Annotated in this window: 15 protein-coding genes; 3 read left to right on the top strand and 12 right to left on the bottom strand. The window is 59.3% G+C overall.

The annotated features are described in order from the left end of the window. Positions 1 to 11 precede the first annotated feature (11 nt). The 3 genes from pgi to leuA all read right to left on the bottom strand — a co-directional run bounded on the left by pgi (position 12) and on the right by leuA (position 4,419). On the bottom strand, positions 12 to 1,634 hold the full coding sequence (gene pgi / locus BMX55_RS08295) for a glucose-6-phosphate isomerase (RefSeq protein ID WP_245751338.1): 1,623 nt from the start codon (positions 1,632 to 1,634) through the stop codon (positions 12 to 14). Beyond that, complete coding sequence (tal, locus tag BMX55_RS08290) at positions 1,635 to 2,582, bottom strand: transaldolase (protein WP_091455808.1); 948 nt, start codon at positions 2,580 to 2,582, stop codon at positions 1,635 to 1,637. Positions 2,583 to 2,736: 154 nt separating this feature from the next. Further along, on the bottom strand, positions 2,737 to 4,419 hold the full coding sequence (gene leuA, locus BMX55_RS08285; protein ID WP_091455805.1) for a 2-isopropylmalate synthase: 1,683 nt from the start codon (positions 4,417 to 4,419) through the stop codon (positions 2,737 to 2,739). A gap of 150 nt (positions 4,420 to 4,569) precedes the next feature. On the opposite strand from leuA, the gene BMX55_RS08280 reads away from it, so the two are divergent. Further along, entirely contained in the window at positions 4,570 to 5,046 is a 477-nt protein-coding gene (locus tag BMX55_RS08280) for an Lrp/AsnC family transcriptional regulator (RefSeq protein ID WP_091455802.1), read from the top strand. A 160-nt stretch (positions 5,047 to 5,206) separates the two neighbouring features. On the opposite strand, the gene BMX55_RS08275 is transcribed toward BMX55_RS08280, so the two are convergent. The 8 genes from BMX55_RS08275 to BMX55_RS08240 all read right to left on the bottom strand — a co-directional run bounded on the left by BMX55_RS08275 (position 5,207) and on the right by BMX55_RS08240 (position 16,412). Beyond that, positions 5,207 to 5,884 carry a hypothetical protein gene (locus BMX55_RS08275; RefSeq protein WP_091455799.1) on the bottom strand — a complete coding sequence of 226 codons (678 nt, stop codon included), beginning with the start codon at positions 5,882 to 5,884 and terminating at the stop codon, positions 5,207 to 5,209. A gap of 188 nt (positions 5,885 to 6,072) precedes the next feature. Further along, on the bottom strand, positions 6,073 to 7,275 hold the full coding sequence (locus BMX55_RS08270) for a ribonucleotide-diphosphate reductase subunit beta (RefSeq protein ID WP_091455796.1): 1,203 nt from the start codon (positions 7,273 to 7,275) through the stop codon (positions 6,073 to 6,075). A gap of 93 nt (positions 7,276 to 7,368) precedes the next feature. Then, entirely contained in the window at positions 7,369 to 11,364 is a 3,996-nt protein-coding gene (locus tag BMX55_RS16690) for a ribonucleoside-diphosphate reductase subunit alpha (protein ID WP_091455793.1), read from the bottom strand. Between the two features lie 199 nt (positions 11,365 to 11,563). Further along, complete coding sequence (gene ampD, locus BMX55_RS08260; protein ID WP_091455790.1) at positions 11,564 to 12,178, bottom strand: 1,6-anhydro-N-acetylmuramyl-L-alanine amidase AmpD; 615 nt, start codon at positions 12,176 to 12,178, stop codon at positions 11,564 to 11,566. Then, entirely contained in the window at positions 12,171 to 13,664 is a 1,494-nt protein-coding gene (locus BMX55_RS08255) for a sigma-54-dependent transcriptional regulator (protein ID WP_091455786.1), read from the bottom strand. Before BMX55_RS08255 ends, ampD begins: the two co-directional genes overlap by 8 nt. A gap of 15 nt (positions 13,665 to 13,679) precedes the next feature. Beyond that, positions 13,680 to 15,401, bottom strand: coding sequence for a two-component system sensor histidine kinase NtrB (locus tag BMX55_RS08250; protein WP_091455783.1), 1,722 nt, complete (start codon positions 15,399 to 15,401; stop codon positions 13,680 to 13,682). Next, a complete protein-coding gene (locus BMX55_RS08245; RefSeq protein WP_091455780.1) occupies positions 15,388 to 15,618 on the bottom strand; it encodes a PP0621 family protein in 231 nt (76 codons plus the stop codon). Before BMX55_RS08245 ends, BMX55_RS08250 begins: the two co-directional genes overlap by 14 nt. Further along, positions 15,615 to 16,412 (bottom strand): cytochrome C assembly family protein, encoded by a 798-nt coding sequence (locus tag BMX55_RS08240; protein WP_091455777.1) that lies wholly within the window; start codon positions 16,410 to 16,412, stop codon positions 15,615 to 15,617. The genes BMX55_RS08245 and BMX55_RS08240 overlap by 4 nt, the downstream gene beginning before the upstream one ends. A 101-nt stretch (positions 16,413 to 16,513) precedes the next feature. On the opposite strand from BMX55_RS08240, the gene ffh reads away from it, so the two are divergent. Together ffh and BMX55_RS08230 are read left to right on the top strand one after the other, a co-directional pair. After that, positions 16,514 to 17,896, top strand: coding sequence for a signal recognition particle protein (gene ffh, locus BMX55_RS08235; RefSeq protein WP_091455774.1), 1,383 nt, complete (start codon positions 16,514 to 16,516; stop codon positions 17,894 to 17,896). Between the two features lie 47 nt (positions 17,897 to 17,943). Continuing rightward, entirely contained in the window at positions 17,944 to 18,306 is a 363-nt protein-coding gene (locus tag BMX55_RS08230) for a PepSY domain-containing protein (RefSeq protein WP_091455771.1), read from the top strand. Positions 18,307 to 18,331: 25 nt separating this feature from the next. Here the strand turns inward: BMX55_RS08230 and BMX55_RS08225 are convergent. Then, positions 18,332 to 19,024, bottom strand: a 693-nt coding sequence (locus BMX55_RS08225) for an electron transfer flavoprotein subunit alpha/FixB family protein (RefSeq protein WP_143059600.1), incomplete at its 5' end; no start/stop codon positions are given.

The following is a 19,024-nucleotide window of genomic DNA, read 5'->3' as shown; positions in this document are numbered from 1 at the left end:
GCTTAAGTAAGTTAAGTCACGCCAGCGCGCAGCCGCTGCAATAGCCCGGCGGTGGCGGCATCCAGCCCTTGCACATCGCCACTGGCTAGGCGCGGTTCTAGGTTGGAGGCCAGTTGCTTGCCCAACTCTACGCCCCACTGGTCAAAACTGTTAATGCCCCACAGCGCACCACTAACAAATATCCGGTGCTCGTACAGTGCCAGCAAGGCCCCAAGGGAGGTGGCATCCAAACGCTCCAGCACCAGCACCGTGCTGGGCCGGTTGCCGCTAAAGTGGCGGTGGCCGCAGCAGCTAGGCCGCCCCAGCATCAGGGCTTGGGCTTGGGCCAGTGCGTTGGCTACCAAGCGCGGGTGTTGCTCGGGCAAGTCCCGGCCCCCTTGGCGCAAAACGATAAATTCCACCGGAATGATGTCTTGCCCTTGGTGGATCATCTGGAAAAAAGCGTGCTGGCCGTTGGTGCCCGGCTCGCCCCACACGGCGGGTGCCGTGGCATAAGGCAGGGCTTGGCCGCGCCAATCTACGCCTTTGCCGTTGCTCTCCATTTCTAACTGCTGCAAATAGGCCGAAAGGCGGCGCAGGCCGTGGCTATACGGCGCAATGCAGCGGCTGCTAAAACTATGAAAGTTGCGATACCACACATCGAGCAGGCCCAAGCGCACAGGCAAATTGTGCTCTAGCGGCGCGCTGTAAAAATGCGTATCCATCGCATGGGCACCGGCCAGCAGTTGGCAAAACACCTTGCTGCCCACAGCCACGGCAATGGGCAAGCCAATAGCCGACCACAAAGAAAACCGCCCCCCCACCCAATCCCAAAAACCAAAGGTGGTGGTGATGCCAAAGCCGCGTGCGGCATCCACGTTGGTGGTTAAGGCCACAAAATGGCGGGCCAGCGGCAGTGCTGCTTGGGTGTCGGTGCTGCCCCCGTGGGCCAAAAACCAGTCGCGTGCCGCATGGGCATTGACCATGGTTTCTGCCGTGGTAAAGGTTTTGGAGGCAATCAGAAACAGTGTGCTTTCAGGGCGCAGGCGGCGCAGCAAGCTGCCCAACTCCAACCCATCAACGTTAGACACAAAATGCACGCGCTGGCCGCTCTGCCAATGCTCCTCCAGTGCCGTCACGGCCATGGATGGCCCCAGCCCAGAGCCGCCAATGCCAATACTCACGATGTCGGTGATACGCGCATCTTGGCGCACGCTGTCGGCATAGGCCAGCATGGCGTGGAGTGTGGTGTGAACATCACCCTGCGCTTGCGCCACCAATGGGGGAGCGTTGCTGTCTGCGGCCACCCCAGCAGGCTGGCGCAGCAGGTGGTGCAGCACGGCGCGCTGCTCGGTGGTGTTGATGGCCTGGCCCGTCCACATGGCGTGGCGCTGCTGCTCTAGGCCACACTGGCGGGCCAGATCAAACAACAGAGCCTCGGTAGATGCGTCGATGCGGTTGCGCGACAAATCGGCAAACACATGCGGTGCTTCTTGGCTGAACGCCTGATAGCGCGATGGATCAGCGGCAAAGGCATCGCGCACGTCTAAGTGCTTGCCCGCCTGTTCAAAATGAACCTGCAAGGCGCGCCAAGCTGGGGTCTGGTCACAACGGGTACGCATCCCCTGAAAAATATCTTGCTCTGGCGCGGGCATTTACGCCGCCAGCATCAACTGTTCTAATTTGATGGCGTCAGCCGCAAAGGCGCGGATGCCTTCGGCCAGTTTTTCTGTGGCCATGGCATCGGCGTTGAGGGCATAGCGGAAACCGGCTTCGTCATAGTTGACGGGGGGCAAATCCAAAGCGCGGGCGCTGTCCGGGTCTAGCTGGCGCTGCAAGGGGGCCTCGGTAGCAGCCAATTGGGCGAGCAAATCTGGGGCAATGGTGAGCAAATCGCAACCGGCCAGCGCCGTGATTTGGCCTACATTGCGAAAGCTCGCGCCCATCACTTCGGTGGGGATGCCAAAGTGTTTGTAGTGGTTATAAATGGCGCGCACCGACTGCACGCCGGGGTCGTTGGTGCCAGCCATCGCGGCTTCGTCCCAACTGCTGCCTGCTTGCTTTTTGTACCAATCGTAAATGCGGCCCACAAACGGCGAGATCAGTTGCACCTTGGCTTGGCCGCAGGCTACGGCTTGGGCAAAAGAGAACAATAGCGTCAGGTTGGTGTGGATGCCGCGCTGCTCTAGTTGGCGCGCAGCCTCAATGCCTTCCCACGTGGCGGCAATTTTGATGAGCACCCGGTCAATATGGACGCCTTGGGCTTGGTACAGCTCAATGATGCGCTCGGCGCGGGTGATGGTGGCGCTGGTGTCAAAGCTCAGGCGAGCGTCCACCTCAGTGGAAACGCGTCCCGGAATGAGCGACAAAATCTCGCAGCCAAAACGCACCAGCAGGCGGTCCATGATCTCGCCCAAATCGCGGCCACGCCATTGCTGCACGGTGTCTTGCAGCAGTGGGGCGTATTCGCTCTTTTGCACCGCTTTGAGGATGAGCGATGGATTGGTGGTGGCATCTTGTGGCCTAAATTGCGCCAGCTGGTGAAAATCGCCGGTATCGGCCACCACGGTGGTGAACTGTTTGAGTGCGTCGAGCTGGTTCATGGCAAAGGGCAAAAGACAAGTCAAATCGGACAAAACCCGGCACCGTGGCGCGGGTAAAACAAGGCCCTAAGTGTATGCGCGCAGACCGGCCAACCGGCGGTCGTGCGCTATGCAAGTGCCAAAACAAGCGATGTGCTGATTTGTGCGCCAAGCCTTATGCCTGAGCCGCACTTTCTGTCATACGGCAAAGACCTGACAGCACGGCTTGGATAGAGGCGGACACGATGTCGTCGTCGATACCGACACCATAAAACCCCTGTCCGCCGCCATTGCTCAGTTCTACAATGGCACAGGCTTGTGCGCTGCCTGCCGAGGCGCTGGCGGCGGTGGAGCGCTCTTCAAAACCCAGTACCCGCAGATCATGGCCCAAAGTGCCCAAGGCATGCACAGCGGCATCGACTGGGCCATTGCCTTGACCTGTGAGGGTCAGCGCCTCGCCATTGACGGCAATGTTGAGTGCAATGCTCTGTGCTCCGGCGGTGGCCTCTGAAAGCCGGTAGCCAAGGTAATGCAGGCGCGGGTTGTTGGACTGAAGATAGGTGCTGGTAAACAGCTTATAGATGTGTGCGGCGGAGACTTCGGCACCAAGGTGCTCGCTATATTGCTGCACTACACCAGAAAACTCTACCTGCATACGCCGGGGCATCACGATGCCGTAATCGGTCTCCAGCAGGTAGGCTATGCCTCCTTTGCCCGATTGGCTGTTGATGCGGATGATGGAGTCATAAGTGCGCCCCACATCTGCTGGGTCAATCGGGAGGTAAGGCACTGACCAATGCTCATCTGCCTTTTGAGCAGAAAACCCCTTCTTGATGGCATCCTGGTGGGAGCCGGAGAAGGCCGTGAATACGAGATCGCCCACATACGGATGGCGTGGGTGGATCGGGAGCTGGGTACAGAACTCGTAAGTGCGGGCCACCGCATTGATGTCAGAAAAATCAAGGCCGCAGTCGATGCCTTGGGTGTGCATATTCAGGGCCAGCGTGACCAAATCGACATTGCCGGTGCGCTCGCCATTGCCAAAGAGGCAGCCCTCAACACGCTGGGCACCGGCCATTAAGGCCAACTCGGCAGCGGCCACGGCAGTGCCCCGGTCATTGTGTGGGTGTACGCTCAAAATAATGCTGTCACGCCGGGCCAGATGGCGGTGCATCCACTCGATTTGATCGGCGTACACGTTGGGGGTGGTTACTTCTACCGTGGTGGGCAGATTGAGAATGACCGGGCGCTGCGGGCTGGCGTCCCATGCGGCAGTCACGGCGTTGCAGATTTCCAGAGAAAAATCCAACTCGGTGGCCGTAAAGGTTTCGGGGCTGTATTCGAGTGTCCATTCGGTGTCGGGCTGGGCTGCGGCCAGCTCCTTGACCAAGCGCACAGACGATACGGCCATCTCAACCACTTCTTCGCGCTCCATGCCAAAAACAAACTCGCGAAAGGGCTTGGAGGTGGCGTTATAGACATGCACGATGGCCCGTTGAGCGCCCTGTAAAGACTCCATGGTGCGGCGAATCAAAGGTTCTCGCGCTTGCGTCAGTACCTCAATCGTGACATCGGCGGGGATGAGTTCTTGCTCGATCAGGGTGCGAACAAAGTCGAATTCGGTTTGCGAGGCCGAGGGAAAGGCCACTTCAATGTGTTTGAAGCCGATGTCACACAGGGTTTTGAACAAACGCAATTTGCGTTCAATGTCCATAGGCTCAAACAAGGCTTGGTTGCCGTCACGCAGGTCGGTGCTCATCCAGATCGGAGCATGGTTAATGGTGCGATGGGGCCATTGGCGCTCGGTCATGGGCACGGGCGCAAAGGGGCTGTATTTGGCGGCAACAGTGGCTTGCATGGTGATTTCTTGTAAAAACCCACCGGGGTGGTGATGTAGAAATCATATGCCGCCATAAGAGCTATTTGATTGCTAAGTTTGCGTCATAAATCTTTGTTTGAGCAATAATATTTCAATATCAAGTCATTAATTGAAATAAAGTAAAAAATCATGAACCAAGCACCTACCCTCGACCGTTACGACCGTGCCATCCTTGAGCATTTGCAGCGGGATGGACGTTTAAGCAACCAAGAGTTGGCCGAGCGCATTGGCCTGTCCCCATCGCCTTGTTTAAGACGGGTGCGGGCGTTGGAGGAGCACGGTTTGATTGCGGGCTATCAGGCGCAGGTCAATGCCAAGGCGTTGGGGCTGTCACTGATGGCGCTGATCCATATCTCTATGGATCAGCACACGCCTGAGCGTTTTGCCAACTTTGAGAGTTTGGTCTGCGATCTGCCGGGGGTGCTGGAATGCCTGCTTATCACGGGCCAAGCAGCCGACTACCAGCTTAAGGTGGTGGTGCGCGACATGGACGCCTATCAGGACTTATTGCTCAATAAGATCAACCGCATTGAGGGCGTGACTGGCGTACACACCAGTTTCGTGCTGCGGCAAAAGACCGTCTGTTTGTCGATCCCTAGGGATTGATGAGCGGAGCAACGGATAACGAAAAAAAGCCGATCAGTGGGACTGTGGGAAAGTTGTAGCACGAAGTGGTTTGGGGCCACATAACCCAACAAAGTTGAATCCAGAAATAAAAAACCCGGTGGAGTACACCGGGTTTTTAGCTTGATCTCAGCGGTAAGGCTTAGGGCTTGGTGCCCAGCGGGAAGGGCCAAGTGGCCTTTTCGCTCAGTGTGGTTTTCACCACAGGGGCGGTGGCTGTGGTCTTGCTGGCTTTTTTGGCCGGAGCCGCTTTAGCGGGGGCGGCATGGGCCTCCACCGGTGCTGCCACAGCAGTTACTTTGGCAGGCGCTTTCTTTGCGGCAGTCTTGGTGGCCTTCTTGGCTGGTGCTGGTGTTGGTGCGGCCTCAGGTGCTGGGGCAGCGGCTACGGCTACGGCTGCCTTCTTGGCCGGTGCCGCTTTCTTTGCGGGTGCAGCCTTCTTTGGCACAGCAGGGGCCTTGGCGACCTCGGCCACGGGGGCTGCGGGCTTCTTGGCGGCTACCTTTTTGGCCGCAACCTTCGCGGGGGCCACTTCTGGCACCACCGCAGCGGCTACTGGGGCGGCCACTGGGACGGCGGCAGTCTTCTTTACGGCTGCGGCTTTCACTGGTGCTGCTTTTTTGGCAGCGGCTTGAGCGGGGGCGGCAGCTTTTTTGGCTGGTGCAGCTTTCTTTGCAGGGGCAGCGGCGGCTACAGCAGCTTGTGGCGCAGGAGCAGCAGCGGCTTCAGCCTTGACCGCAGGGGCCGCAGCCTTTTTGGCCGGAGCTGCTTTTTTCGGGGTTTCCGCCTTGGGGGCGGCGGGTTTCTTGGCAGTTGCCATTATTTTCTCCTTGGGACGATGAGCACAGAGCACTCCCGGCCTGTAAGCGGCCCGGAGAGGTTCATGGCGGCACAAGAAGCCCTTGCGCCAGCATGAACATAAAAACGCTCCGCCAAGCTGCACGGTGTGAGGGTGCAGCAGATGCGGGGCGGGTAAAAAGAAGCCATGAAAGTGCCGTGCTCAGGAGGTCAATCCCAGGACAGGGCACCGCCCGACTGGTATTCAATAACGCGCGTTTCAAAGAAGTTGCGTTCCTTTTTGAGGTCGATCATCTCGCTCATCCAAGGAAACGGGTTTTCTTCGTTCGGGAACAGCGCCTCTAGGCCAATTTGTGTGGCCCGGCGGTTGGCGATGTAACGCAGATAGCCCTTGAACATGCCAGCGTTCATGCCGAGCACGCCACGGGGCATGGTGTCTTCGGCGTAGGCATATTCCAAATCAACAGCCTGCAAGAACAGATCTTTGATCTCTTGTTGGAAACTGGCCGTCCAGAGGTGGGGGTTTTCCAATTTAAGCTGGTTGATGAGGTCGATGCCAAAGTTGCAGTGCATGGACTCATCGCGCAGGATGTACTGGTACTGCTCGGCAGCGCCGGTCATTTTATTTTGGCGGCCCAGCGCCAAAATTTGTGTAAAGCCCACATAAAAGAACAAGCCTTCCATCAGGCAGGCAAAGACGATCAGGCTCTTGAGCAGCGTTTGATCGGCCTCGGCGGTGCCAGTTTTGAAGGCTGGGTCCATGATGGCATCGATGAACGGAATCAAGAACTGATCTTTGTTCTGAATCGATGGCACCTCGTGGTAGGCGTTAAAAATCTCGCCCTCGTCCAAGCCCAGCGACTCCACAATGTACTGGTAGGCGTGGGTATGGATGGCCTCTTCAAAGGCTTGGCGCAGCAAAAACTGGCGGCACTCCGGTGCTGTGATGTGGCGGTAGGTGCCCAGAACGATGTTGTTGGCGGCCAGCGAGTCAGCGGTAACAAAGAAGCCCAAGTTGCGCTTAACGATGCGGCGCTCGTCTTCGGTCAGGCCGTTGGGGTCTTTCCAGAGCGCGATGTCGCGCGTCATGTTGACCTCTTGCGGCATCCAGTGGTTGGCACAAGTGGCGAGGTATTTTTCCCACGCCCATTTGTACTTGAACGGCACCAACTGGTTGACATCGGTTTGGCCGTTGATGATGCGCTTGTCGGCTGCACTGACACGCCGGTGGCTGCTGGGCAGCACGGGGGCCGCTGGTGGGGCGATGGACAGCGCAGGCACAGGGGTGGGCATGGACTGAAAATCCAGTGGTGAAAACGGTGCGGGCGGCTGCATACCCCAGCGGTTTTGGGGCAAACCGTTGTCGGGTGGATTTTGCAGTGCGGGCGTGACTTCTTCGTCCCAGGTCAACATAGATTTTCCAATGCTCGAATTATGAGAGCAGCGCTTCCAAATGGAAAGCACCGAAGCGCTGCACTGCGGGGTTTTTACGGGTTTGTGGCCAATTTATTGGCAGGCTTCGCAGCCGGGGTCGTCAATGGCGCAAAAGCGGATGTCGGTGGCAGGAGCCTCTAGCTCCACAGAAGCTGCTTGCACTGGGGCGGCCACCCCAGCAGCTTGCCCAGAAGACACGGCATTGAGGTGCTGGCGTTGCACAGTGCTCATCTCGGCATGGGTAGCGCTTTGCGTGCGCAGGTAGTAGGTGGTTTTGAGGCCACGCAGCCACGCCAGCTTGTAGGTCTCATCGAGCTTTTTGCCCGAAGCACCGGCCATGTAGATGTTCAGGCTTTGGGCTTGGTCAATCCACTTCTGGCGGCGCGAGGCGGCCTCCACCAGCCAGCCCGGATCAATCTCAAACGCCGTGGCATAAAGCGCCTTGATGTTGGTAGGCACGCGCTCCAGTGCGTGCAACGAGCCTTTGAAGTATTTGAGGTCAATTACCATCGCCTCATCCCACAAGCCCAAGCGTTGCAGGTCACGTACCAGTGCATGGTTGATGACGGTGAACTCGCCCGATAAATTGGACTTGACCGACAAATTGCCAAACGATGGCTCAATCGACGCATCAACGCCGACGATGTTGGAAATGGTGGCCGTGGGCGCAATCGCCACGCAGTTGGAGTTGCGCATGCCATCGCGGGCGATTTTGGCGCGTAGCGCATCCCAATCCAAGGTTTGCGAGCGGTCTACTTCGACATAACCGCCACGGGCTTGCGCCAGCAAATCAATCGAGTCTTTGGGCAAAATGCCTTGGCTCCACAAAGAGCCGTCGTAGCTGGAATAGCGCCCACGCTCGGCGGCCAACTCGGTCGAGGCCCAGTAGGCGTAATAGCAAATGGCTTCCATCGAGCGGTCGGCAAATTCCACCGCAGGCATCGAGGCGTAGGGCAGGCGCAGCGCATACAGCGCATCCTGAAAACCCATCAGCCCCAAGCCCACCGGGCGATGGCGCAGGTTCGATTCGCGGGCCTTGGGCACCGCGTAGTAGTTGATGTCGATCACGTTATCGAGCATCCGCATAGCGGTGCGGATGGTGCGCTGGAGCTTGTCGTGGTCTAGCTCCTTGCCATGCGGGCCATCCTTGAGGTGCTGCGCCAAATTGACCGAACCGAGGTTGCACACGGCGGTTTCGGTGTCGCTGGTGTTCAAGGTAATTTCAGTACATAAGTTAGACGAATGCACCACCCCCGCGTGTTGCTGCGGCGAGCGCACATTGCAGGCATCCTTGAAGGTGATCCACGGGTGGCCGGTCTCGAACAGCATGGTGAGCATCTTGCGCCACAGGTCGGTGGCTGGCAGCACGCGGTGGTGGGGGATGTCGCCCCGGTCGGCCTTGGCTTCGTAAGCGACATAGGCGCGCTCAAAATCAGCACCAAACAGCTCGTGCAAATCGGGCACATCCGAGGGCGAGAACAGCGTCCAGCGGCCTTTTTCCATGACCCGCTTCATGAACAGGTCGGGAATCCAGTTGGCCGTGTTCATATCGTGGGTGCGGCGGCGGTCATCACCGGTGTTTTTGCGCAACTCCAAGAATTCTTCGATATCGAGGTGCCAAGTTTCCAGATAGGTACAGACGGCACCCTTACGCTTGCCACCGTTGTGCGCCAAACCGGCCACCGTTTGGTAAGAGGCATCCACCTCCACCTTCAAATCAACCACCAGCGGTTTAGGCGTGATAGGACGCACGGCCCGCACGCGGGAGAACAATACGCCATCGCGCACCAGCCAATTGCGCTTCGATACCGCCGCACAGCCCAAACGCTGTGCCAGTGCCGGGATGGCCGGAATACGCAAATCAATACTGGTGCTGCTACCGGCAAACACGGCCTGCGAACCATCCGAACGCTGGCCGACATGGTTGTGCTGGCGGGTACGCTTTTGACCGGAAACCGGCACGCCCAAGCGCAGCAACTGGTAACGAACCCCGTGGGCTAGTGGCTCGGAGGCCGAGGTAAAGGTCAACTCCTTGCCACGCGAGACACAGCCATCGGTTTCTAACAAACCTTGCAACAGCGCCAGCGTTTGAGTGGTGGGCAGATGGCTCAAGCGCGGTGCAATGCGCTTGTGGTGGTTGGCATCGTACAGATCGTCATAAGCAAACGGTAGGGTAGGCGCTCCGGCACCAACTATGCGCCCGGTGGTGCCATCACGCAACGCGCCTTGGCCTGCCGCCCAATGAATCTGCACATAGGTGCTGCCACGGGCTGTTTCCCAGTAATGGAAGCCACAGGCCTCCAGATAACTGCGCACAAAGGCCAAATGCGCATCGCGCTGCGGGTTGCCCGAAACACCCCACTGCCGCCCATCCTTCGATAGATGACCATCACCGAGCAAGATGCCATAGAGCCGGGCATCATCTTCATTGAGGCCCTGCACTGGCACCACTTCGGTGGGAATGGCAAAGCCGATGTAATCGCCGGTCTGTAACTGACCAGAATCGATCCAGCGTGCGGTCACCTTGCCCTTGTCCAACCAAGCCTCTGTGCGTGCATTGGCCTGCCCCAAGGGCACGCCTTGAATGGCCCAGAAGGGGTGGGCGTCGGTTACTTCCAGCGGCTCTATGGCGTGTTTGACGTCAATCGCCACCATCGCCTCGTGCTGGTTATAGACCATGCGTTGCGTCACCTCGCGGTACTGACCGCTGTGGCCCAGCACCAAATCACCGGGATGCACGTCGCGGATCGGGCGTGGCCCGGTAGCGGTATAGACCAAGGTATCGGGAGCAAAGCACTGATTGACCGCTACCGCCGTATCGTTGACCACCTTCAGGAAGGGCACCACGCCCTGCGATTCACCATTGGTGCCTTGAATATGGCTACCCAGCGCACGCACGCGTGTCCAGTCGTTGCCCAAGCCACCCGCAAACTTGCTCAGGAGGGCATTTTCTTTGATGGATTCATAGATCCCACCCAGATCGTCGGGCACCGTGGTCAGGTAGCAGCTAGACAACTGCGAGCGCAGCGTGCCACTGTTGAACAGCGTGGGCGTGCTGCTCATAAAGTCAAAGCGCGACAACACCTCGTAGAACTCGATGGCGCGGGCTTCGCGGTCGCTCTCTTGCAGGGCCAAGCCCATCGCCACGCGCATAAAGAAGGCTTGCGGCAACTCGATGCGTTGCTTGCGCACGTGCAGAAAATAGCGGTCGTACAGGGTTTGCAAGCCCAGATAGTCAAATTGCAAATCGCGTTCGGGCTGCAAGGCTGCGGCCAGCCGGGGCAGGTCAAATGTGAGCAACTCTGGATTGAGCAACTGGTTATCCACCCCTTGCTGGATAAAGCCCGGAAAGTAAGCCACATAGGCATCGGCCATACCGGCCAACGCCACCTCACGGCCCAACACTTCGCGGGCAATGGTGTGCAGTAACAGGCGGGCAGTGGCGTAGCTGTAGTCGGGGTTTTGTTCGATCAGCGTGCGCGCGGCCAAAATGCCCGCCTTGTACACTTCTTCTAGCGGCATGCCGTCATACAGGTTGCGCAGGGTTTCTTGCACGATGGGCTCGGCCCGCACCTCGGCCCCCAATCCGGCACAGGCATCGGCCATCAGGCCGTGCAGGCGCGGCATATCCAACGCCAGCAGTACGCCACCATCGAGTACCTGCAATGGTGCGGGGGTAGCCTCTGCTTGGGCTTGCGCTGCCGCTGCTGCTTGCTCTTGGGCGCGGCGTTCGCGGTACAGTGCATAGGCTTGCGCCACCGCTTCGTGCTGTGAACGCAGCAATTGCAGCTCCACCTGATCGCGTACGTCGTCGATATGAAAGGTGCCGCCCTCCGGGCGCGAGCGCAGCAATGCATGCACCACTTTTTCTGTCAAAGAGGCCACCAACTCGCGCAGACTGGCCGATGCCTGGCCTTGGCTTCCCGCCACGGTCAGAAAAGCCTTGGTCACGGCCACGGCAATTTTGGCCGGGGCAAAGGGCACCACATGGCCATTGCGCCGAACAATCTGGTAACGTGAAAAATCAGCCGCCGCAGCGGAAGAATGGGAGGAGGTAGGGATGGGCATAGCGTCCTTGGATGGGCGATATAAAAGCTATCGGGCGCCACTGGAGGGGGGCGCCCGATACAAAAGAAGAAACAAAAAAAGCAGGTGCGAGAGCACCAGACCCACTACCTATAGCGTGTGGGCCAATCTACTTGCACTAGCAGTAGTGTATCCGACCACTGCCGCCCTTGCCGCAACCGGGGCATGTGCCCAGCCGTCTTTACCTAGCAGCTGAGTGTGGAAAGCAGGCGTGGCTCCAAGCCAATTGCTGCGCTAGTTGGGGCCAGTCAAAGCCGGGGCCGGGGTCACGTTTGCGCCCCGGTGCAATGTGTTCATGGCCCGCGATATGGGCAATGGGGCAGTGCTGGGCCAAGTCAGTACAGAGTTGCACTAGCGTGGCGTACTGTGCTGGGGTGAAGGTGTCGCCCTCTAGCCCCTCTAGCTCAATGCCGATAGAGTCATCGTTGCACTGCGCTCGCCCCCGGTAGCACGATGCCCCTGCGTGCCAAGCACGTTGGCCCACATCGACAAACTGCCACAAGGCACCATCGCGCCGAATGAAAAAATGCGCCGACACTTGCAGCCCGCGAATGCTCTGAAAGTAGGGGTGTGCCTCCCAATCGAGGGTATTGGTAAACAAGGCTGCTACGGCATCACCGCCATACTGGCCCGGTGGCAAGCTGATGGAATGGAGCACGATGAGGTCGATCACCGCCCCCGCAGGGCGCGGGCCAAAATTGGGCGACTCGCAGCGCACGGCGGCACGGTGCCAGCCGCCTTGCCACCTGTCATCAGGGTTGCTTGGCCCACTGCGGGTCTCTGTGCTCTCAGCCATGCTGGGTATCGGTACAAGCGGCGGGTTCTGCGGCGTCGGCGTCATGGGGCACGGTAATGTTCAAGCGGGCAATGCGGTAGCGTATCTGGCGCAGGCTAATACCAAGCCGGGCCGCCGCCGCCGTGCGATTAAAGTTCACTTCATGCAGGGCGCGTACCAAAATATCGCGCTCTTGCTGGTCTAGCCAAGTTTGCAGGTCGTTGGGCAAGCCACTGCTGGGTGCCAAGGCCATATCGGGGGCAGACAAGGCCGGGGCGGCTGTGCTGGCGATGGGTGCCAGCTCTAGCGCTTCTTCTACTTGCAGGCTGTCGCCATCGCTCAGGGCCACGGCGCGGTGTAGCAGGTTTTCTAGCTCGCGCACATTGCCAGTGAGCGGGTGCCGTGCCAGTACGGCCAGTGCCTGCGGTGTAAGCGCTGGTATCGCTACGCCACACTCTTGGGCGATGCGCAGCAGCAGGGTCTGGCACAGTGCGGGCAAATCTTCGCGGCGCTCACGCAGCGGTGGAATGACAATCTCAATCACATTGAGCCGGTAGTACAAATCTTGACGAAAACGCCCAGCCTGCACATCAGCAGCCAAATCGCGGTGCGTGGCACTGACAATGCGCACATCTACCGTTTCTTCTTGCGTGCAGCCCAGAGGGCGTACGCTGCGCTCTTGGATGGCGCGCAGCAGCTTAGACTGCATGGCCAAAGGCAAATCACCAATCTCGTCCAAAAACAGCGTGCCGCCCTGTGCTGCCTGAAAATACCCAGGGCGGTCTTGGACCGCGCCGGTGTAAGAGCCTTTGCGGGCACCAAAAAACTCGGCCTCCAGCAGGTTCTCTGGAATAGCACCACAATTGACCGCTACCAGCGGCCCGCCCGCGCGCTGGCTGCTGGCGTGCAAGGCTTGGGCTACTAGCTCTTTGCCGGTGCCAGACTCACCGCGCACTAGCACCGGGGCCATACTGCGCGCGACTTTGAGCACACGCTGCTTGACATTGCGCATGCCGGCAGAATCGCCCACCAAACGCTCTAGCGCTCCATTAACGTCCTCCAGCAACGTGGGCAGTGGGCCTGATCGCCCCTCTGGCGCTTTAGGGGGGCTGCTGCGCGGCAGTGTAACGCCGCCCGTGCCCTGTACCGCCGAGGCCACTACCGAGCGAAACTGCTTGAGATCGACCGGCTTGGTCAGGTAGTCAAAGGCACCACAACGCAGGGCTTCAACAGCGTTTTCTGCAGAACCGTAGGCCGTCATGACGACGCAGCGTTCGCGCCGCTGCTGGTCGCGCAAATTTTGTAGCAACTCTATGCCAAAACCGTCGGGCAGGCGCATGTCGGTAATTACGACATCAAAGCGCTGTGCCTGCAATTGCTGGCGGGCCTCTTGCACAGTGGCTGCGGTTTCGACCCGGTAGCCTGCCCGCAGCAACGTCAGCTCGTACAGGGTACGCAGATCGGGTTCATCGTCCACAACCAGAATCGAGGCGGCAGGAGCGTTCATGGGGATGCGGTGCCTTTAAGCGACGGGCTGGTGATTGAACACGGTGGCAGTGCGCTCTTTGCGCGCTGCCTGACGAAAATTGACAGTAAAGGCGTTGCCTTCGATCATGCCGTGTGCAGTAGGGCGCTGCAAGCGCTGGTAACTGATGGAGGCACCGTGGCGCTCGCACAACTCGCGGCAAATATACAAACCTAGACCACTAGAGCGGCTCTCGGATGAGAAGAAAGGCTCAAACAGGTGGCGCTCTACCGATTGGTCTAGGGGCGCACCATCGCTCCAGACCTGCACACTGACTTGGCGTGCTGCATTGCTGTGGGTGAGCAGTTGCAGGGCATCGGGGGCGGTGCTCATGTAGCGCAAGGCATTGTCGAGCAAATTGACCAGCACCCGGCGCAGATGTTCTGCGTCAAACTCTACCAAGGCGTTATCGGCCTGCAAGGCCAGCACCGCCAAGCGCCGGGCTGGGTCGTGCCCCTGCCAGTCGCGCCAAATCTGCGCTGCCACCTCATCGAGCACCAGTGTGGCCGCTGGGGTGTAAGCAATCTGGCTTTGTACACGTGCAATATCGAGCACGTCTTCGGCAATGCGGGCCAAGCGTTCGGCATTTTGCTGCACCATCTGCGTCAGGCGCTTTTGCGCTGGATCGTGCAGGTCTTCGTCCAGCAGGGCATTGGCCTGCACAATGGCAGCCAATGGGTTGCGAATCTCATGGGCTACAGCGGCAGACATGCGCCCCATGGCGGCCAGTTTTTCGGTGCGCAAATGGGCCTCTAGCTCGCGCAGATCGTGCAAGAACATCACGCACAGGCGCTGCTCCCAGTCTTCCGTAGCCTTGTGCAAGGGCGTCAGCCAGCAGCGCACATGCAGTCCCACCGGGCTGTGGCCGGGCGAGAGCAGGGTGGCGTCGGCAGTTTGAGCCAGCCCTTGGACAAAAGTGCGCTGGGCCAACAGACACAGCGGCTGCCAAGCGGCCTCTTGCAACAAAGAGAACGGCGGCAATAGGTCTGGCACATGGCAAAGCAAGCGCAGCGCCGCCGGATTGGCCATACGCACCATATTGCCTTGATCGACCACCAGCACACCATCGTTGAGGTTTTCGATCACCAAGGTGCTGACTTGGCGCTGCATTTGCGCTGCACGCCGGTTGTGCTGGGCAGCTTGACTTTCGCGCACCAGCCGGGTCGAGAGTTGATGCACCAAAAACGCCACGATAAAGTAGCCCGTGCCCGTCAATGCTGCCTGCAAATAGCGTGGGGCCGAATCACCGCTGCTGTATTGCCCCTGCCACCACGCCCAGCCCAGCAGTAGCAAGGTGGCCGCTGCGGTAGTTCCCCAAGCTAGCATCAAGGTGCCTAGTACGGCCCCCATCAGAACGGGTAGCCCCAGCAGGGCGGTAAAGTTCATGCTGCCCGTGTGCAGCCATTGCAGCAGCCCCACGGCCAGTAAATCTACTCCTATAGACGGCAACCACTGCGGCCCAGCCTGTGGTGCTGGCGGGGCATGACACCCAAACACGCGCAGCAGCAGCGTGGCTAACAAATAGGCCAGCGGCACCGCCAGCATCCAAGGATCGACCTGCTGGCTAAACACCTGACCAATGGCTTGCAACAACAGCAAGGCCAGTGCCACCATCACCCGCCCGGTCAAGAACCCATGCCATAGGCGCAAAAAGGGTAAATCTTCCGGGGTCGGAGAAAACGGCGGGCGCGTATCCTGCAGAATGTTACGAGACCACATCGCTTTGCTGGTGCTCAGGGCTACAGTAATAGCGTGTGCCTTGGGCCAGGGCCTCACTGCGTGGCAAATGTAGCCCGCAGTGGGCGCAAGTGACTATCTCCTGTGGTGCAGGGTTTGGCACCGGATCGGGGGCCTTCGTGCGCATCTGCGCCCGCCGCCCGCTGCGCCACCAGCCATAGCCCAGCACTAACACGATCAGCAACACCAAGTATTTCATGCGCCACGCCCCAACACCACTTCGAGCACAAAGCGCGAACCGGCATAGGCCAGCAACAAGAGCAATGTGCCTGCATAGAGCATCCGCACTGCACTGCGCCCACGCCAGCCAAAACGCCAACGCCCCAGCAGCAAAGCGGCCAGCGTGACCCACGACAGCACAGAAAACACCGCCTTGTGATCCCAGCGCCAGGCACGGCCATACAGCGCCTCCGTAAACAACACCCCAGCCAGCAGCGTAGCCGTCAGCAGCACAAACCCTGCAGTGACAAAACGGAAAGTCAGGCGCTCTAGAGTGAGCAGGGGCATACCGCTGTGGGCCTCTAGGCCCCGACGCATCTGGCGCTCGGCACGCACCATCAAGGCGGCATGGACTACCGCTGCCGCCAGCAGGCCATAACAGGCAATACCCAGCGCCAAATGCAGTGGCAACCACGCTGACGCCGTGACCGGCAAAGGCTGGCCTGGAAACAACAGCGCCAGCCACACCGCCAGTGCCCCCAGCAAAGCCAGCGCCCAACGCGCCTGCAACTGCGGAAACCATTGGCGCTCGACCGCATACACCGTGAGCACCAACCAGCCAGTGATAGACAGGGCCGGGCCAAAGCCAAAGCGCGGCACCGCCCCCAACATCCCCCACAGCAACACGGCGGCATGGCCGCACCACGCCAGCGCCAAGGCCGGGCGCACAGCAGCCTGCTGCCAGCGTGCGGGCACCAGCGCCGGTACCGCATAGGCTGCGGCAGCCACCAATCCAAGCAGCCACAGGGCCGGGGATGCACTGGGTAAAATCATGGTGCACAGTTTACCTTTGCCCGCTGCCCACAGCCTTGGCACCATCGCCTGCGACCTTCTTGGCGCTAGGCGTTTCTTTCCTCATCCCAAAATACCGCTCTATGGCCTCCGCACTTACCGACAAACTCTCGCGCCTCGTCAAGGAGATGCGCGGTCAGGCCCGCATCACCGAATCCAATGTGCAAGACATGCTGCGCGAAGTGCGCATGGCACTGTTGGAGGCCGATGTGGCCCTGCCCGTGGTGCGCGACTTTATCGCCCGCGTCAAAGAAAAAGCCTTGGGCCAAGAAGTGCTCGGCTCGCTCAAGCCGGGGCAAGCGCTGGTGGGCATCGTCAACCGCGAGCTGGCGGCCACGATGGGCGAGGGCGTCTCCGACATCAACCTCAACGCGCAGCCACCCGCCGTTATTTTGATGGCTGGTCTGCAAGGGGCCGGTAAAACCACCACCACGGCCAAATTAGCCAAGCACCTGATCGAAAAGCGCAAGAAAAAGGTGCTCACTGTCTCAGGCGACGTCTATCGCCCCGCCGCCATTGAGCAGCTCAAAACCGTAACCAAACAGGCCGGGGCCGAATGGTTTCCCAGCACGCCCGATCAAAAGCCGCTAGACATTGCCCGCGCCGCGCTCGATTACGCCAAAAAGCACTACTTTGATGTGTTGCTGGTGGATACCGCAGGCCGCTTGGCGATTGACGAAGCGCTGATGCTAGAAATCCAGCAATTGCACGCTGCGCTCAATCCGGTCGAAACCCTGTTTGTGGTGGATGCCATGCAGGGCCAAGATGCGATCAATACCGCCAAAGCTTTTAAAGAAGCACTGCCGCTGACTGGTATTGTGCTCACTAAGCTCGATGGTGACTCACGCGGGGGCGCGGCGCTATCGGTGCGCCAAATTACTGGCGCTCCTATCAAGTTTGCCGGTGTCAGTGAAAAGATCGACGGCCTAGAAGTGTTTGATGCCGAGCGCCACGCCGGACGCGTGCTGGGCATGGGCGACATCGTGGCGCTGGTGGAGCAGGTGGCTGCTGGCGTGGATATGGAAGCGGCGCAAAAGTTGGCTGCCAAGGTCAAGAGTGGCGACGGCTTTGATCTGAACGACTTCTTAGGCCAGCTTCAGCAAATGAAGCAAATGGGTGGTTTGGCTAGCCTGATGGACAAGCTGCCCACCCAACTCACCGCCCAAGCTGGTGCCGTCGATATGGACAAGGCCGAGAAAGAAATCAAGCGCAAAGAAGGCATCATCCAAAGCATGACGCTGCTAGAGCGGCGCAAGCCCGAACTCATCAAAGCCACGCGCAAAAAACGCATTGCCAACGGCGCGGGCGTGCAGGTGCAAGAAGTCAACCGCCTGCTCAAAGAGTTTGAGCAAATGCAGACCATGATGAAAAAAATGAAGGGCGGCGGCCTGATGAAAATGATGAAAAAGCTCGGTGGCATGAAGGGCATGGGTGGCATGGGCGGTATGCCCAAGATGCCGTTCTGACAACACCTTTAAGCCGCCCTTCAGTGTGCGGCCCTACAGTACGCCCCATGACGCACAATCTCTTTGCCCCTTTGTCCCCCCTGAATTGGCACCAGCGCAGCAAAGCGTTGTCGGTGGCGCTGTGTTGCTGCGCCATGGTGGCCGCCGCTCCAGCCCAAGCCAGCACCGCCAAAGAAAAAGTGTTCTGTACCAATAAGCCACCATCGCAATGGATATCAGAGGCGCAGGCCCGCGAGCGTTTCCATGCCTCTGACTACGTGCTAGTCAAACACAAAATCTCCAGCGGCAACTGCCATGAGTTTTATGCGGTCGATGCCCAAGGCGCGGTGGTGGAAAGCTATCTGCACCCGATCACTGGCGATACAGTACGCAGCACCCGGATAGCGGCCCCCACACCGGCCAAGCCCTGAACTCCGGGTCAAAGGGGCTGCTCTGTTACAGCGCCTGAACCAATTGCGGCACGGCCTGGAACAGGTCGGCCTCTAGGCCATAGTCGGCCACACTGAAAATCGGCGCTTCGGGGTCTTTGTTGATAGCCACAATGACTTTGCTGTCTTTCATGCCTGCCAAGTGCTGGATGGCACCAGAGATACCAGCCGCAATGTAGAGCTGAGGCGCCACAATTTTGCCCGTTTGGCCCACTTGCCAATCGTTGGGCGCATAACCAGCATCCACCGCAGCACGGCTGGCACCAATGGCAGCACCGAGTTTATCGGCCAGCGGGGTAATGACTTCTTGGAACTTCTCAGCACTGCCCAGCGCCCGGCCACCAGAGACGATGATCTTGGCGGCGGTCAGTTCGGGGCGGTCGTTCTTGGCGATTTCGCTGCCCACATAGCTGCTGCTGCCGCTATCGGCCACAGCGGCAATGCTTTCTACGGCGGCGCTGCCACCTGTAGCGGCGGCGGCATCAAAGCCAGTACCGCGCACGGTAATGACCTTGGTGGCATCTTGGCTTTGCACGGTGGCAATAGCGTTGCCAGCGTAAATGGGGCGCTCAAAGGTATCGGCAGAGATCACTTTGCTGATTTCGCTGATCTGCGCGACATCGAGCAGGGCAGCGACACGCGGTGCAGCATTTTTACCGTTGGCGGTAGCAGCAAACAAAATGTGGCTGTAGTTGCCAGC

It is taken from the genome of Giesbergeria anulus (assembly GCF_900111115.1).
Lineage (GTDB): Bacteria > Pseudomonadota > Gammaproteobacteria > Burkholderiales > Burkholderiaceae_C > Simplicispira > Simplicispira anulus.
The sequence above is the reverse complement of the archived record's forward strand: the minus strand, read 5'-3'. Positions and strand labels throughout refer to the sequence as shown.

Coding starts and splice junctions, on each gene's coding strand:
- pgi (WP_245751338.1), bottom strand. CDS start 1,634: ATGCCCGCGCCAGAGCAAGATATTTTTCAGGGGATGCGTACCCGTTGT.
- BMX55_RS08240 (WP_091455777.1), bottom strand. CDS start 16,412: ATGATTTTACCCAGTGCATCCCCGGCCCTGTGGCTGCTTGGATTGGTG.
- BMX55_RS08255 (WP_091455786.1), bottom strand. CDS start 13,664: ATGAACGCTCCTGCCGCCTCGATTCTGGTTGTGGACGATGAACCCGAT.
- tal (WP_091455808.1), bottom strand. CDS start 2,582: ATGAACCAGCTCGACGCACTCAAACAGTTCACCACCGTGGTGGCCGAT.
- BMX55_RS08245 (WP_091455780.1), bottom strand. CDS start 15,618: ATGAAATACTTGGTGTTGCTGATCGTGTTAGTGCTGGGCTATGGCTGG.
- BMX55_RS08275 (WP_091455799.1), bottom strand. CDS start 5,884: ATGGCAACTGCCAAGAAACCCGCCGCCCCCAAGGCGGAAACCCCGAAA.
- BMX55_RS16690 (WP_091455793.1), bottom strand. CDS start 11,364: ATGCCCATCCCTACCTCCTCCCATTCTTCCGCTGCGGCGGCTGATTTT.
- BMX55_RS08250 (WP_091455783.1), bottom strand. CDS start 15,401: ATGTGGTCTCGTAACATTCTGCAGGATACGCGCCCGCCGTTTTCTCCG.
- BMX55_RS08280 (WP_091455802.1), top strand. CDS start 4,570: ATGAACCAAGCACCTACCCTCGACCGTTACGACCGTGCCATCCTTGAG.
- ampD (WP_091455790.1), bottom strand. CDS start 12,178: ATGGCTGAGAGCACAGAGACCCGCAGTGGGCCAAGCAACCCTGATGAC.
- ffh (WP_091455774.1), top strand. CDS start 16,514: ATGGCCTCCGCACTTACCGACAAACTCTCGCGCCTCGTCAAGGAGATG.
- leuA (WP_091455805.1), bottom strand. CDS start 4,419: ATGCAAGCCACTGTTGCCGCCAAATACAGCCCCTTTGCGCCCGTGCCC.
- BMX55_RS08230 (WP_091455771.1), top strand. CDS start 17,944: ATGACGCACAATCTCTTTGCCCCTTTGTCCCCCCTGAATTGGCACCAG.
- BMX55_RS08270 (WP_091455796.1), bottom strand. CDS start 7,275: ATGTTGACCTGGGACGAAGAAGTCACGCCCGCACTGCAAAATCCACCC.